The following is a 13,417-nucleotide window of genomic DNA, read 5'->3' on the forward strand; positions in this document are numbered from 1 at the left end:
TGAATCAATTGTATTGCAGCTGTTGCAAAAAATAATGATAAAGGAGAGGTTTGTTGTGGAGTATACCTATTTAGGGAGAACAGGATTGCGGGTGAGCCGTTTATGTTTAGGCACGATGAATTTTGGAATTGATACAGACGAAAAGACTGCGTTCCGTATCATGGATGAAGCGCTTGATAACGGCATCCAATTTTTTGATACTGCCAATATTTACGGCTGGGGCAAAAACGCAGGATTGACAGAGAGCATCATTGGAAAATGGTTTGCACAAGGAGGACAGCGCCGCGAGAAAGTTGTTCTGGCGACAAAAGTATATGAACCGATTTCTGATTCGAATGACGGGCCAAATGATATGAGGGGCTTGTCTCTATACAAAATCAGACGTCACCTGGAAGGATCACTGAAGCGGCTTCAGACAGATCATATCGAATTGTACCAAATGCATCATATCGATAGGCGGACACCGTGGGATGAGATATGGGAAGCTTTTGAGACTCAGGTTCGCTCCGGCAAAGTAGACTATATTGGATCCAGTAATTTTGCAGGCTGGCATTTAGTTAAAGCGCAAGCTGAAGCTGAAAAACGGCGATTCATGGGACTCGTCACTGAACAGCATAAGTATAGTTTATTAGAACGAACAGCTGAGATGGAAGTGCTGCCGGCTGCACGGGATCTTGGTTTAGGAGTAGTGGCGTGGAGTCCCCTTGCAGGAGGGCTTCTTGGCGGGAAGGCATTGAAAAGCAATGCCGGAACTCGTACAGCAAAAAGAGCAGATTTAATTGAAAAACATCGTTTACAACTCGAGAAATTTTCAGATTTATGCAAAGAACTAGGAGAAAAAGAAGCAAATGTGGCTTTGGCATGGGTGCTGGCAAATCCAGTTTTAACTGCTCCGATCATCGGACCACGAACGGTTGAGCAGCTGCGTGATACGATAAAAGCCGTTGAAATCAGTCTGGATGAGGAGATTCTCCGCATGTTAAATGATATCTTTCCCGGACCTGGAGGAGAGACACCTGAGGCATACGCCTGGTGATACATTCATTACTCAATACTGACATTTTTCTTAAATATTTATGCTGAACTATCATATATAGGAAAGACAAGGGCTTGTTTGTCTCTTGTCTTTTCCACATCGTGCTGAAAATGCTGGCTAAACATCGATAAGAAACGCTGACGTTTTACTCATTCAATTGCTTATTTGATTACGAAATTACCGTACTCGTTTGAACGAACATGAATCGGTCCGTTTAGATTATAGTTGTTCTCCTTGGCGATAGAGCGAAGCACGTCCACACGGGCAACTGAATCTCTCCATTCGTCACGGGTGTCATGATTGGCCGGATTCATCAGATCGTCATAGCGTACGTCCAAGAATTTATTTAACCACTTCTTCTCGTCTATTCCGTCTTTAGGTGATCCGCCCGCTTTTTTGTTCGTACGTTTAATCAAGGCATAAAAAGAGTCAGGGTCATCACCATCGCCATGCTGAATAACCGTATCGTACATCACAGCTCTTGCCAATGCTGTTTTTAGTCCGGCATTATCCGATCGTTTCATGGCAGGCTGATAATACAAACGGTCATTTACTTTGTCTTGGGCGACGCGAAATTGCTTATCATTTGCAAGCGACTTCCAAGCAGAAGCGAATCCCTTGAGATTGCTTGTATCATCGCTTTCTTCCTTGGCCAGACGGCGCAATTCAGGCAGATACTTTTTCAGTTTGTTATTCGGAACTGCCTTTGTGTATACTTCCACTACTTCCAATGCATCCCCGGTAGCCGTTGTAAAGCCTGCCCGTCCGCATGTATAGCCTCGCCCATCATCCAATCGCTCTACATATCCATATTGGATCTCCGTTGTGCCGTTTTCAAAGATACTTGTCAGCTGTTCCGCCCGGCGCTTTTGATCTTTATTCAGTCCCGCCGCAAAAACCGTTTCGCTCATTATCAGGGTAAAAAACATGGTGAAAACAAGTAATGAGATCGCTGCCTTTTTCCAAAAATCTGCTTTTTGCATACTGATTTTCATTTTACTTCCCCTTTCTAAATATTGTAAATACAGACTCAGTATACATGAAGAAACTGCCCTATTGTTGAAAATACATCAATTTGTCAATATTTTGAATCTAAAGTAATATAGCTTAAATCTTACTCTTTTCATTGCCAATCAGCCTTAGCCCCTCTCACTGGGAAGGTCCCTTGATTTTCATACTGCTTCAACTTTAATTAACAAGATGCCATAAGGCTTTACTCTATTTTATAATGGAAGTGATCATAGAAAATCGTTAGGGAGGTGATGTAAATGGCAAGCAAGATGAGAATGCCAGATTCCGCAACGTCCCATGCAAAGCCTATTATTAGGAAGGCGATACTTTGCATGGGGTAGACTTTCTAAAAGATCGCCCAAGTAAGCTTTTCTGATATAGTGGCTTTGCACCTTATTTGACATAAAAAAAATAAGGAGCTGGCAGAAATGGCATATGTAAAAGCAACCGCTATTTTACCTGAAAAGCTGATATCGGAAATTCAAAAGTATGTTCAAGGAAAAACAATATATATCCCTAAACCTGAATCCTCTCATCAAAAATGGGGTGCGTGTTCAGGAACAAGAAAGCTGATCGATGATAGAAACGCTTCTATTAAAAAAGCATTTAAAAACGGCAAAACAATTCATCAATTATCTGATGAATATCACCTCTCTGATGAAACAATAAAAAAAATTGTCTACTCTCAATAAACAAAACGGAAGCACTGATGAAAAATCATCAGTGCTTTTTATATGGCGAGTTTGTTTCTTAGTTATTTCCTGCATATGATACCATTGGCCAATTGTGTAAAGTTAAGGGAGATGAGAAGAAAGGAAGGTCCTACAAATGACGATAAACAATGGAACGTTGCAAGTACCCGGCGCGAACATCCACTATCAGGTGCGTGGCTCAGGTCCAATCATTCTTTTGGTCCACGGCGGAGGCGGTGATGCCGACAAGTTCCATCATGTTGCCAATCATCTGGCTAACTGGTACTCGGTTGTTACTTACGATCGCCGCGGCCATTCCCGCAGCAATCTCGCCAATCAGATTGAGGATTACCGTGTGGAAACACACAGTGACGATGCTCACCGTCTTCTAGCCAAAATCACCAATAAACCGGCATACGTATTTGGAAGCAGCTCCGGGGCTGTTATCGGGCTTGATCTGTGCATACGCCATCCCGAACAAGTACATGTCATGATCCCACACGAACCAATCTTATTGCAGCTTCTGCATGGAAATGAGCTGAAACAAGCCGAGCAATTCATGGAAGACCTTAAGAAAAATCATCGAAGTGAAGTCATTAAATTAATGTCAAGATTAGAGACAGACGAACAATCAAAGGCTGTCCTGACAAAGCGGCTTCTCGGCAATTCAACGTATTTCACTGAGTATGAAATTCAAGGAATTCTCAACTATACATTAGATTTCGAAGCATTAAAAACTGTGTTTACATCTTCACCGATGAAGATACTCCCAGCTGGCGGAAGTGCTTCTCGGGAGCTTTTTCCTTATCGTTGCGCGAACGCCCTAGCGGAACAATTGAAAACAGAATTGGTTGAATTCCCCGGAAATCATACGGGGTACACAATGCATCATAAAGAATTTTCTGAGAGGTTACACGACATGTTAGAAAGAGAAAAGAAACATACGTGTTCAAAATAGGACAGGTAAAACTAACTATAGAATTAGAGAAGATTTCACGAAGCGTAAAAAGAACTTTTCACTAACGAGAACGCAATGTGAGATGTCTAACCAAAGTGATATTAGGTATTTCATCGAAAAATAGGTTTGTACATTACGTTCTCCTATTGATTATTTCCTATTTTAATTCCGTATTTTATACCATTAGATACAACTCTAAAGCGGCTCGTTATTTTTTCCTCAACAACAACCAGTGTCTAACATCATGAATCTCTTTTGAAAATTACCACAAATGCAGGTATGGAAGACTTCATCGCAGCAAAAACCATACCAACTAATGTTGTTGGTATGGTTCGTCCTAGATAGGCCCTTAAGAAGAGATTCTATTGTACGGAGTATTTAACTAATTGCATTTGTAACCGACAGGGCCGTCTGATCCTGTGTACACATATGTGTCAGACACATATCCAATATTCACGATCCCCCGGGAATCTTTCCACTGGATTTGGTCCCAGATATTACTCGTTCCATACTTCCCTGTAACAGTCGTTCCATAAGCGTAACAATAATAAGGAACACGGGAGCCGCTCGGAATGGAAAGCATAATAGGATAATTTGTACCAGGACCGCTGCGCATATTGACAGGCGCACCGCTGCTTGTTGAGACAGTAAAGTACTGAACGGCAAGTGCCTGACTGGAAAAAATGAATAAAGATGCAATCATCACGGTTAACATACTCAGCATTTTCAGTTTAGTCAATGTCATCCCTCTTTCTTCAATTCCTTCATTTTAAAAAACGATAGAACATAGGCTACCAGCTGCATTTAGGAACAACCGGACCGTCTGAGCCTGTATACATATATGTATCAGAGACAAATCCAGGAACGATCTCCCCGCTGGCAAGCGTCCGCTCTGTGTAATTCCAAATATTACTCGTTCCATACTTTCCAGTTACAGTTGTACCGGTTTTGTAGCAATAGATCGGGATGCGGGTTCCGCTCGGAATGGTCGTTACAATTCCCCAACTTGTACCTGGGCCGCTGCGCATATTTACAGGCGCACCGCTGCTTGTTGAAACCGTATAATACTGAGCCGCAAGTGCATGGCTAGAAAAAATGAACAAAGATGCAATCATCACCGTTAGCATACTTAGCCTCTTTAGCTTATTCACCTTATACCCTCCCCTTATAAATGACGTACGTTTGACTTTCTTACATCCAGTTAAGGATTTACTTTCAGATACCATGCCTCCTCCCCTCCCATATATTTATCAATGTACCATAAACTAGATCTTTCAAAAGTGGAATTATTCCTATGTTTTCGACAATTAAGGATACAAAATAAATGGTAGTCAGGCTTGATATTGATGGTATGTTACATTTGGCTCTTAATCATTTGTCCAGTCAGTAATCACGATTGACAATCCGGAAAAAGGACATGGATCAAGCGGCTTCGTTTCCACCAATTAACTCAATCAGTGTACTGCTTCCTTTTATCCACGCTTCTTCTCGATTCATAGATACTCCACCTTTTTCACCAATCAAAAACGGACACCAAACAAATCAGCGTAAATGCTGCAAGTTCAGTGTCCGCAACCTATTATGACTTTGCTTTCTTTTACCAGGGCGTATAAAAATGATTAGGTACGTTCTCAAACGTTATTCTATGATTTTGCGAGTCGAAAAATCATAACATTTTATATATTTCAATCAGATTATGATCTGGATCTCTGAAGTGAGCAACTCGGGCACTCCATTCCTTGCGATCATGCGGTTTATTCACACATTTAACTCCTTTTTTGTGTAAATCGTCATACATTTTATCAACATCTTCTACCTTAAACTGAAGCAAAAATTTTGATTGAGCTTCTCCTTCCAACGATTTTTTTCCCTCTCCAACGATTTCAGCCATCGTTTCTCGAGATAAAAGCTCTATTTTCGTTTCCCCATTATCAAAGAGTGCATATTCCATTTCATTCTCTAACCAACTTATTTGAAGTCCTAATGAATCTTTGTAAAACTCGACGCTTTTCTTAAAATCATTCACCAAAAGTCTAATTTGTAACAGCTTCATATCGAGTGCCTCCTATAAAACCATACTTTTTACTGGTCATCCAATTTAATAATACAAAAGGAAACCTGACAGCACTATGTCAAGTTTCCATAAATAAATTTCCATACTTCACCTTTATTTCAGATTTAAGTGCAGTTTAGTGCAAGTCATAAGAACGGGCAAAAACAGCGATTCTTAAAACAAAAAATGATACCGAGTGTACTTTCTGTATGCTTCAACGTCATTTCGGGAAATGTAACGTTGATAAAAGGAGGTTACATCAATATGGATCATCAAACATTGGCAGCTCACGAGGCTGTTGACTTACATGAAATCGTGAACTTTAAAACACTTTGTATAGCGAAATCAAAGTTAATGCAAGGACTTGTGTTTGACCAAGAACTGAAGGACTTGATGCAAAAAGATGTGCAGCAATCCATTCAAGACCTTACTGAATTACAGGCGGTGTATGAGCGTGCCTCATTTCAGGCCCCTGTCCCTCAAAGCCGCCCAACGCCAATCATCAATTGAAAGGAAGGTAAGCCTCTTTGAATAATGATCATTTAGACCCCATTAATTCGCTGAATGTGCCTGAACTAGCAGACACTACATTCGCGATGGATTTTCTTATACGAGCTAAGGAAGGCGTAAGGAATACTGCTGTAGCTTTGACAGAAACCGCTTCACCAGATGTAAGAGCCTTGCTGCGGAAACAGCTGATGCAAGGAATTGCAATGCACCAAGAGATTACGGAACTGATGATCAGCAAAAAATGGTTCCACCCATATGAGCTGAGCGAACAGTATAAGCTGGATCAGCTCTCTGCAAAAAACACGATCATGGTCGGCAATATGAACCTCTTTCCTGATGAAACAAATCGTAAAGGGATGTTTGACCGGACACCTGATGAACACTAACACTGGAGGTTGTACAGCATGAAGGCAGTAACGTATCAAGGCATTAAAAATGTTGTTGTCAAAGATGTCCCCGATCCAAAGATTGAAAAATCCGATGACATGATTATCAAAGTCACCAGTACAGCCATTTGCGGATCAGATTTACACTTAATCCATGGATTGATTCCTAATCTTCATGAAGACTATGTCATCGGCCATGAACCGATGGGAATTGTTGAAGAAGTTGGGCCAGGGGTTACAAAGGTCAAAAAAGGTGACCGCGTCATTATCCCTTTTACGATCGCCTGCGGTGAATGTTTTTTTTGTAAAAACCAGCTGGAAAGCCAATGTGATCAGTCTAATGACAATGGGGAAATGGGTGCTTATTTCGGCTATTCAGGGCAAACTGGCGGTTATCCAGGCGGGCAAGCTGAATATTTAAGAGTGCCGTTTGCGAATTTTACCCATTTTAAAATCCCTGAATCTTGTGAGGAACCCGATGAGAAATTAAGCGTGATTGCCGATGCCATGACCACCGGCTTTTGGAGTGTGGACAATGCCGGTGTAAAAGACGGCGATACTGTTATCGTTCTCGGCTGCGGACCAGTCGGCCTGTTTGCTCAAAAGTTTTGTTGGCTAAAAGGCGCAAAACGCGTCATAGCAGTTGACTATGTAAACTATCGCTTACAGCATGCGAAACGTACAAACAAAGTAGAAATCGTTAATTTTGAAGACCATGAGAATACAGGGAATTATTTAAAGGAAATCACGAAAGGCGGAGCGGATGTAGTCATTGACGCTGTTGGGATGGATGGTAAAATGAGCGATCTCGAGTTCCTTGCCAGCGGCTTAAAGCTTCATGGCGGAACAATGAGTGCATTGGTCATTGCCTCTCAAGCTGTTCGCAAAGGAGGAACCATACAAATTACAGGTGTGTACGGAGGCAGATATAACGGTTTTCCGCTAGGCGATATCATGCAGCGAAACGTCAATATACGCTCTGGACAGGCTCCTGTGATCCACTATATGCCGTACATGTTTGAACTAGTATCAACGGGCAAAATTGACCCGGGAGATGTTGTCAGCCATGTCCTGCCGCTTAGTGAAGCCAAGCATGGATATGACATTTTCGATTCAAAAATGGATGATTGTATCAAAGTTGTGTTAAAGCCTTAAAAAACGGAGGTTACAGAAATGGAATACGCCTTACACGAAGTGCTTGAGGTTCAGGAAATGACTGCATTTAAGACACTTTGTTTGACGAAATCTAAAACAATGAAAGCACTGGTATCTGATCCGAAGCTGAAAGAAATCATGCAGCAAGATGTTGATATCACCACACGCCAGCTGCAGGAATTTGCCTCTATTTTATCTAATGCAAAGCACGAATGAGGAGATGAATAAATCATGAATCCTATCATTGAATATCTGACCGGCATGAATGTTCTAACAGACCAAATCATTGCTATGGACTTATTAATTGCAGCAAAAAACGGAGTCAGAAATTATGCGATGGCAGCCACTGAAGCCGGAACGCCTGAAGTGAAAGAGGTCCTTATCCGCCATTTGGAAGAAGCCCTTGATATGCACGAACAACTCTCAAGCTATATGATGGAAAAAGGCTGGTACCACCCTTGGAACACAGACGAACAAGTCAAGCTACATTTAAAAAATATTGATACAGCCATTCAATTGCCAACCCTTTAACATACAATGAGTGATTTGCTGAGGAACAGTATTGATTGGCCACAACTGTTCCTCAGCTTCAAGTTGAATCGCCATGAGCACTATTTTCGGGTCCTATGACCGTAAATAGATTAACCGCTTTTCTCCATCTGATCTCCGATAATGTTTGCAAATTCTCCAATCAAATAAGAATTCGTAACCACCTCTTTTTATGCGATTTCTTGATGGAGAAAACAGGCCAGAAACAAAATCCTTCGTTTTTGACCTGCCCTCTTCACACGCAAAGAATGCTACCTTCTTTGCTCCACTGATCCGTGAAGACTTTCCGTTTTAGGCCTGCTTTTGAGCTTTGCCTCATTTTCACGCAATTTCCCATCATAATCTTTAATTTTTGTGTCTAATCTCTTAATTGTTTCATCAATTTCTTTCCGCTTCTCTATCAGCCGCTGTCGTTCGTCAGCCAGGATATTTTTTCGAGCTTCTACCGTACGGTCACCTTCGGTAAATAATGTTGTATATTCAATTAGCGCTTCTATCGATAGTCCCGCATTTCGCATGCATTTAATAAATTCAATCCATTTGATATCTTCTTCATCATAGTCGCGAATGCCGCTGTCTTTTCGTTTTACAGGCGGGATTAATCCTACACGTTCGTAATATCTGAGTGTTGCGGCTGTCAGGCCAAACTGCTTTGCCACCTGAGCAATATTCATTATCTTCACCTCTCTATCCTGCATGTTGTGAAGGTAACACTTAAAGTTAACTTTAAGTCAAGCTCAAGCAAGTGGTTAGCTGCTGAATCTGGGTTTATATATTCGGGACTTGCCTTAAAGCACACTTTAAGCTCTATACTTCTCCATGCAATAAAAACAGTGTAGATGGGGGGATTGCTGAATGGCAAATAAACTAACTGCCGGAAGAGAACAATTAGGAGAATTTGCGCCAAAGTTTGCTGAACTTCATGATGATGTCCTATTCGGTGACATTTGGGCAAGAGAGGAAGAACTTTCACCCGGGATCGCAGCATGATTACAGTTTCTGTATTAATTGCTGACTGTTTCTCAGCTTATATATCAGGTTCATTTTAAATGTTATTTTTAAAAAACCCTTGCCTTAAAGCAGACTTTAAGGTTTATCGTTATGTTGAAGACACCATAAAACATAAATAAGTGCATGTTTTTTTACAACACTTATGATGAAGAAAGGATTGGTTCATATGTGTAATCAACATCAAACCCGTGTATTAAGCGTGTCACATGCAAAAGCCAAATTTGAACAAACGACGATTGAGCGAAGAGAATTACGGCCGCACGATGTCTTAATCGGTATTAAATTCAGCGGTATTTGCCATTCAGACATTCATAGCGCTTTTGATGAATGGGGCGGTGGCATCTTCCCAATGGTGCCTGGACATGAAATAGCCGGTGTTGTAACAGCCATTGGAACAAAAGTCACCAAGTTTGCTGTCGGGGACCGCGTTGGTGTCGGCTGTTTTGTTGACTCTTGCGGAGAATGCGAATACTGTCTCAACGGAGAGGAACAATTCTGCACGAAGGGTGTTGTTCAAACGTATAACTCAGTAGACTACGACGGAAACCCCACTTATGGCGGGTACAGCCAAAAAATCGTTGTCACTGACAGATTTGTTGTTCGCATACCAGACCGTTTGGAAATGGATGTTGCCAGTCCGCTGTTGTGTGCAGGTATTACAACGTATTCCCCGCTGAAACACTGGAATGTTGGCCCTGGTAAAAAGGTTGCGATTGTAGGCGTGGGTGGCCTTGGACATTTGGCGATTCAATTTGCACATGCGATGGGTGCAGAGGTAACCGTCCTGAGCCGTTCCATGAATAAGAAAGAGGAAGCTCTGGAACTCGGTGCAAATCATTACTTTGCAACAAGTGACCCAGCCACATTCACTGCATTGGCCGGGCGTTTTGACGTGATCTTAAATACGGTATCGGCAAATCTCGATGTAGATGCCTATTTATCATTGCTTCGTATAGACGGGACACTTGTAAACGTGGGAGCTCCTGCCAAGCCGGACACATACAGTGTGTTTTCCCTAATCATGGGGCGCCGCAACATTGCAGGTTCTCTAGTCGGCGGAATTCAAGAAACTCAAGAGATGCTGGATTTCGCAGCTGAGCATGGCATCGAACCTAAAATCGAAGTCATCGCAGCTGACCAAGTGGACGAGGCATACGAACGTATCCTCCGAAGCGATGTCCGTTATCGATTTGTGATTGATATTTCCACATTGTAATAGGTTAGTCCTTATATGGGCTGACCCGCTTTTAATGAAACTCACGAAAAACGATCTCGTTAAGCAAATATTTTGAAGGCCGGTCAATCTTCCTGTTATTCTATGAATAGAGAGTTATTAGGAGGGTTTTTTATGAGCAAAAAAATTGCAGTTCTTGTTACAGACCAATTCGAAGACATCGAATATACAAGTCCGGTAAAAGCATACGAAGAAGCTGGCTACAGTGTTGTGGCTATCGATTTAGAAGCCGGCAAAGAAGTTACCGGTAAGCATGGCGAGAAAGTAAAGATTGACAAAGCCATCTCAGATGTGGATGCAAGTGACTTTGATGCACTTTTAATTCCTGGGGGATTCTCTCCGGATTTGCTTCGTGCAGATGACCGTCCGGGCGAATTCGCAAAAGCATTTGTCGAAAACAAAAAACCTGTTTTCGCAATTTGCCACGGCCCGCAAGTACTGATTGATACGGATCTTCTAAAAGGCAAAGATATCACAGGCTACCGCAGCATCCGCAAAGATTTAATCAATGCCGGTGCAAACTACAAAGATGCAGAAGTAGTCGTCAGCCACAACATTGTCACAAGCAGAACACCTGATGATTTGGAAGCATTTAACCGCGAATCTTTAAATTTGTTAAAATAACGAGAAGGCACAGACTGTTCGGGTCTGTGCCTTTTTTAAAATTAAGACTCCTTCTTTACATTCTGAAAGACAGCAGTCGCGTCCCACACATTCAAGCCAAATTGGCCTTCTGAAAATGCGGAATCATTTGCATCAATCACAAGACGATCATCTAAATAGATTTTAAAGCGATCGCCCTCGGCCTCTGTTTTCAAATGATACTTTTTATTAACGTCTATCGGTGTTTTGTATTCAGCAATGACAGAAGCAGCACCGTTCTCAAATTTAAAAAATTTCACTAGGTCATGCTTCGCATCCACATTCGCAAGATAACCGTTTTTGGCATCTTTGTCAGAGCGAAACATTAGTGCTCCTGCCCCTCTTCCGTTTCCATCCTTAATGGTGATATCAGATTCATAAGTGAAGTCTGACCCGGATGCTGAAGACAAGATAAAGGAATCTCCGTCCGACCTCCCTTGTTTCCCCTCAATCGTGTCGGCCCACGTGCCATTTACAGTCGTCCAGCCAGTTATATTGGACATAAAAGGTGACGTTCCCCATACCTTTTTTAAAGGGTGTATGGTTAAAGATTTTACCTTTACACCGCCATTTGCAGCATATAATTCAAGCCCTTTGCTTGATCGGTCTGGGAGAATAATATCCGTTATGACCTGCTTTCCGTCATTCCCAAATACTTCAACCGAGGAGCGGTCAACAAAAATGCGCATCTTAACCTTCCCATTTACCGGCTTCAATGGGGCTGTTTCTTTTCCGGTGTTGAAGGCCGGATTAAAGGTGTTGTTGCCCGACTCGCTCCGGTCAACGAACAATTTGGCGTTTCTTCGGTCATAGCCGACCTTCGTAAATTGATTTTCACCTGTTCGGACCTTAAAACCAAATTCAGCAGCTGAACCAGGGCTTACTTTAAATTCTGCATTTATTTCATAGGCATCTCCAGATTGCCCCGTTAACACATTATGACTTGCAGGCGATATGGTCAGATTCTTCCACTTCTTAGAGGTTCCGCGAATGGTTTCCAGCTCTTTCACTGGTGTTTGGACCACTCTAACCCCTTCGGTAAACGCTTTCAATTTTAACTCTCTTGGAATGGACGTTGCACTTCTCCATGGGGATGTCGGAACATCATTCGCATATTGCCAATTGCTCATCCACCCTAACCATAGCCGGCGGCTGTCTGTGGCTGGAATATCAGACCAGGATACAGCCGCATAAAAGTCTCTGCCGTAATCCGTCCAGAGAACTTTGTTTGACGGGTTTTCATTTTTAAAATGAGTTCCATCAAAGTCCCCTACAAAATATTGCATGCCTGATCCTCCCGAGACCGCTCCGTTTCCGACACTGACCTGCATGACCCATTTCTTTTGATTCGGATTGCCGTCTACCGGAAGCTCAAATAAATCCGGGCATTCCCATACTCCCCCGTGGCTTCCTTGATCCTGTCCAAATTCACTTGCATACGTCCACTGCTTCAGATTTTTTGATGTATAAATGAGGATTCGGTCACCGGCCGCAAGCACCATTACCCACTTTTTTTCTTTCTCATACCAAAAGACTTTTGGATCGCGAAAATCTTTTTTACCCGGGTTTGGAATGACAGGGTTGCCAGCGTATTTCGTCCATGTTCTTCCTTTGTCGTTGCTATAGGCAATACTTTGCACTTGATGGCCTTCCCGATCCTGTGTATAAATGGCCACAAGCGGCTTCTCTTTGCCTGTTTGAAAACCGCTTGTGTTATTTTTATCTACAACTGCGCTTCCAGAAAAGATCGTGCCTTTTTCATCCGGATAGAGCGCAACAGGAAGGTGTTCCCATGTAACCAAATCTTTGCTGACGGCATGCCCCCAATGCATGGGCCCCCACTGAAGCCCGTATGGATGGTATTGATAGAACAAGTGATATTCCCCAGCATAATATACCATTCCGTTTGGGTCATTCATCCAGTTTGCCTCCGGTGTGAAGTGATATTGAGGACGGTAATCCTCATCATAGTAGCTTGAATCGGCTGCATCTGCCGAAAATGCCATAGTCAACAGCAGGGTGAACATGATCATGACTTGAATAAGTCTCTTTTTCATTTGTTCCTTCGCTCCTCTCTTCATGTTTGAACACTTTCAAGAGAGACTGCTGCGCAAGCTGGTCCGTTTCTGGCAATTCTCCTCTGTTTCGCTGTTATCCGAATGATTTATATATGAAAAGAC

Annotated in this window: 18 protein-coding genes and 1 pseudogene; 11 read left to right on the top strand and 8 right to left on the bottom strand. The window is 42.3% G+C overall.

Translation table 11 applies throughout. The features are described from left to right. Positions 1-55 precede the first annotated feature (55 nt). Positions 56-1,036 carry an aldo/keto reductase gene (locus CW370_RS13745; RefSeq protein WP_101169759.1) on the top strand — a complete coding sequence of 327 codons (981 nt, stop codon included), beginning with the start codon at positions 56-58 and terminating at the stop codon, positions 1,034-1,036. A gap of 161 nt (positions 1,037-1,197) precedes the next feature. Here the strand turns inward: CW370_RS13745 and csn are convergent, their stop codons facing one another. Beyond that, the gene (gene csn / locus CW370_RS13750) at positions 1,198-2,031 is read right to left on the bottom strand and encodes a chitosanase (protein WP_101169760.1); all 834 of its coding nucleotides are present in this window, start codon (positions 2,029-2,031) and stop codon (positions 1,198-1,200) included. Positions 2,032-2,475: 444 nt separating this feature from the next. On the opposite strand from csn, the gene CW370_RS13755 reads away from it, so the two are divergent. Together CW370_RS13755 and CW370_RS13760 are read left to right on the top strand one after the other, a co-directional pair. Next, positions 2,476-2,739: a CD3324 family protein gene (locus CW370_RS13755; RefSeq protein WP_101169761.1), complete on the top strand. Its 264-nt coding sequence runs from the start codon at positions 2,476-2,478 to the stop codon at positions 2,737-2,739. 136 nt (positions 2,740-2,875) lie between these two features. Further along, on the top strand, positions 2,876-3,697 hold the full coding sequence (locus tag CW370_RS13760; RefSeq protein ID WP_101169762.1) for an alpha/beta hydrolase: 822 nt from the start codon (positions 2,876-2,878) through the stop codon (positions 3,695-3,697). A gap of 382 nt (positions 3,698-4,079) precedes the next feature. Here CW370_RS13760 and CW370_RS13765 read toward each other — a convergent pair whose 3' ends face one another. From CW370_RS13765 to CW370_RS13775, 4 genes are all read right to left on the bottom strand, one after another. Beyond that, the gene (locus CW370_RS13765; RefSeq protein WP_014664754.1) at positions 4,080-4,436 is read right to left on the bottom strand and encodes an SH3 domain-containing protein; all 357 of its coding nucleotides are present in this window, start codon (positions 4,434-4,436) and stop codon (positions 4,080-4,082) included. 52 nt (positions 4,437-4,488) lie between these two features. Beyond that, positions 4,489-4,848, bottom strand: a complete 360-nt coding sequence (locus CW370_RS13770) for an SH3 domain-containing protein (protein WP_119899611.1) — start codon at positions 4,846-4,848, stop codon at positions 4,489-4,491. Between the two features lie 271 nt (positions 4,849-5,119). After that, positions 5,120-5,221, bottom strand: a complete 102-nt coding sequence (locus CW370_RS21295) for a hypothetical protein (protein ID WP_152611889.1) — start codon at positions 5,219-5,221, stop codon at positions 5,120-5,122. 142 nt (positions 5,222-5,363) lie between these two features. Then, on the bottom strand, positions 5,364-5,750 hold the full coding sequence (locus tag CW370_RS13775; protein ID WP_041339577.1) for a VOC family protein: 387 nt from the start codon (positions 5,748-5,750) through the stop codon (positions 5,364-5,366). A gap of 264 nt (positions 5,751-6,014) precedes the next feature. Here CW370_RS13775 and CW370_RS13780 point away from each other — a divergent pair, with 264 nt between their 5' ends. The 5 genes from CW370_RS13780 to CW370_RS13800 are packed head-to-tail and all read left to right on the top strand — an operon-like array spanning position 6,015 to position 8,332. After that, positions 6,015-6,260 carry a hypothetical protein gene (locus CW370_RS13780; RefSeq protein ID WP_014477469.1) on the top strand — a complete coding sequence of 82 codons (246 nt, stop codon included), beginning with the start codon at positions 6,015-6,017 and terminating at the stop codon, positions 6,258-6,260. Positions 6,261-6,277: 17 nt separating this feature from the next. After that, positions 6,278-6,646, top strand: a complete 369-nt coding sequence (locus CW370_RS13785) for a spore coat protein (RefSeq protein WP_009967868.1) — start codon at positions 6,278-6,280, stop codon at positions 6,644-6,646. Positions 6,647-6,664: 18 nt separating this feature from the next. Then, positions 6,665-7,801 (top strand): zinc-dependent alcohol dehydrogenase, encoded by a 1,137-nt coding sequence (locus CW370_RS13790; RefSeq protein WP_024571543.1) that lies wholly within the window; start codon positions 6,665-6,667, stop codon positions 7,799-7,801. A gap of 18 nt (positions 7,802-7,819) precedes the next feature. Further along, the gene (locus CW370_RS13795; protein WP_014480384.1) at positions 7,820-8,017 is read left to right on the top strand and encodes a hypothetical protein; all 198 of its coding nucleotides are present in this window, start codon (positions 7,820-7,822) and stop codon (positions 8,015-8,017) included. 15 nt (positions 8,018-8,032) lie between these two features. After that, positions 8,033-8,332 (top strand): spore coat protein, encoded by a 300-nt coding sequence (locus CW370_RS13800; protein WP_017696054.1) that lies wholly within the window; start codon positions 8,033-8,035, stop codon positions 8,330-8,332. Positions 8,333-8,601: 269 nt separating this feature from the next. Here the strand turns inward: CW370_RS13800 and adhR are convergent, their stop codons facing one another. Then, positions 8,602-9,024 (bottom strand): aldehyde stress transcriptional regulator AdhR, encoded by a 423-nt coding sequence (gene adhR / locus CW370_RS13805; RefSeq protein WP_004398725.1) that lies wholly within the window; start codon positions 9,022-9,024, stop codon positions 8,602-8,604. A 181-nt stretch (positions 9,025-9,205) separates the two neighbouring features. On the opposite strand from adhR, the pseudogene CW370_RS13810 reads away from it, so the two are divergent. The 3 genes and pseudogenes from CW370_RS13810 (at position 9,206) to yraA (ending at position 11,219) form a co-directional block, all read left to right on the top strand. Further along, positions 9,206-9,399 (top strand): annotated as a pseudogene (locus CW370_RS13810) (carboxymuconolactone decarboxylase family protein). Positions 9,400-9,527: 128 nt separating this feature from the next. Further along, positions 9,528-10,577 carry a formaldehyde dehydrogenase AdhA gene (adhA, locus tag CW370_RS13815; RefSeq protein ID WP_101169764.1) on the top strand — a complete coding sequence of 350 codons (1,050 nt, stop codon included), beginning with the start codon at positions 9,528-9,530 and terminating at the stop codon, positions 10,575-10,577. Between the two features lie 132 nt (positions 10,578-10,709). Further along, entirely contained in the window at positions 10,710-11,219 is a 510-nt protein-coding gene (gene yraA / locus CW370_RS13820) for a cysteine protease YraA (protein WP_003229836.1), read from the top strand. Positions 11,220-11,260: 41 nt separating this feature from the next. Here yraA and sacC read toward each other — a convergent pair whose 3' ends face one another. Continuing rightward, the gene (gene sacC / locus CW370_RS13825; protein WP_234398225.1) at positions 11,261-13,270 is read right to left on the bottom strand and encodes a levanase; all 2,010 of its coding nucleotides are present in this window, start codon (positions 13,268-13,270) and stop codon (positions 11,261-11,263) included. After that, positions 13,203-13,370, bottom strand: a complete 168-nt coding sequence (locus tag CW370_RS21600) for a hypothetical protein (RefSeq protein WP_225722062.1) — start codon at positions 13,368-13,370, stop codon at positions 13,203-13,205. The genes sacC and CW370_RS21600 overlap by 68 nt, the downstream gene beginning before the upstream one ends. Between the last annotated feature and the right edge of the window lie 47 nt (positions 13,371-13,417).

Source organism: Bacillus sp. SN32 (genome assembly GCF_002837495.1).
GTDB classification, from domain to species: Bacteria; Bacillota; Bacilli; order Bacillales; family Bacillaceae; genus Bacillus; species Bacillus subtilis.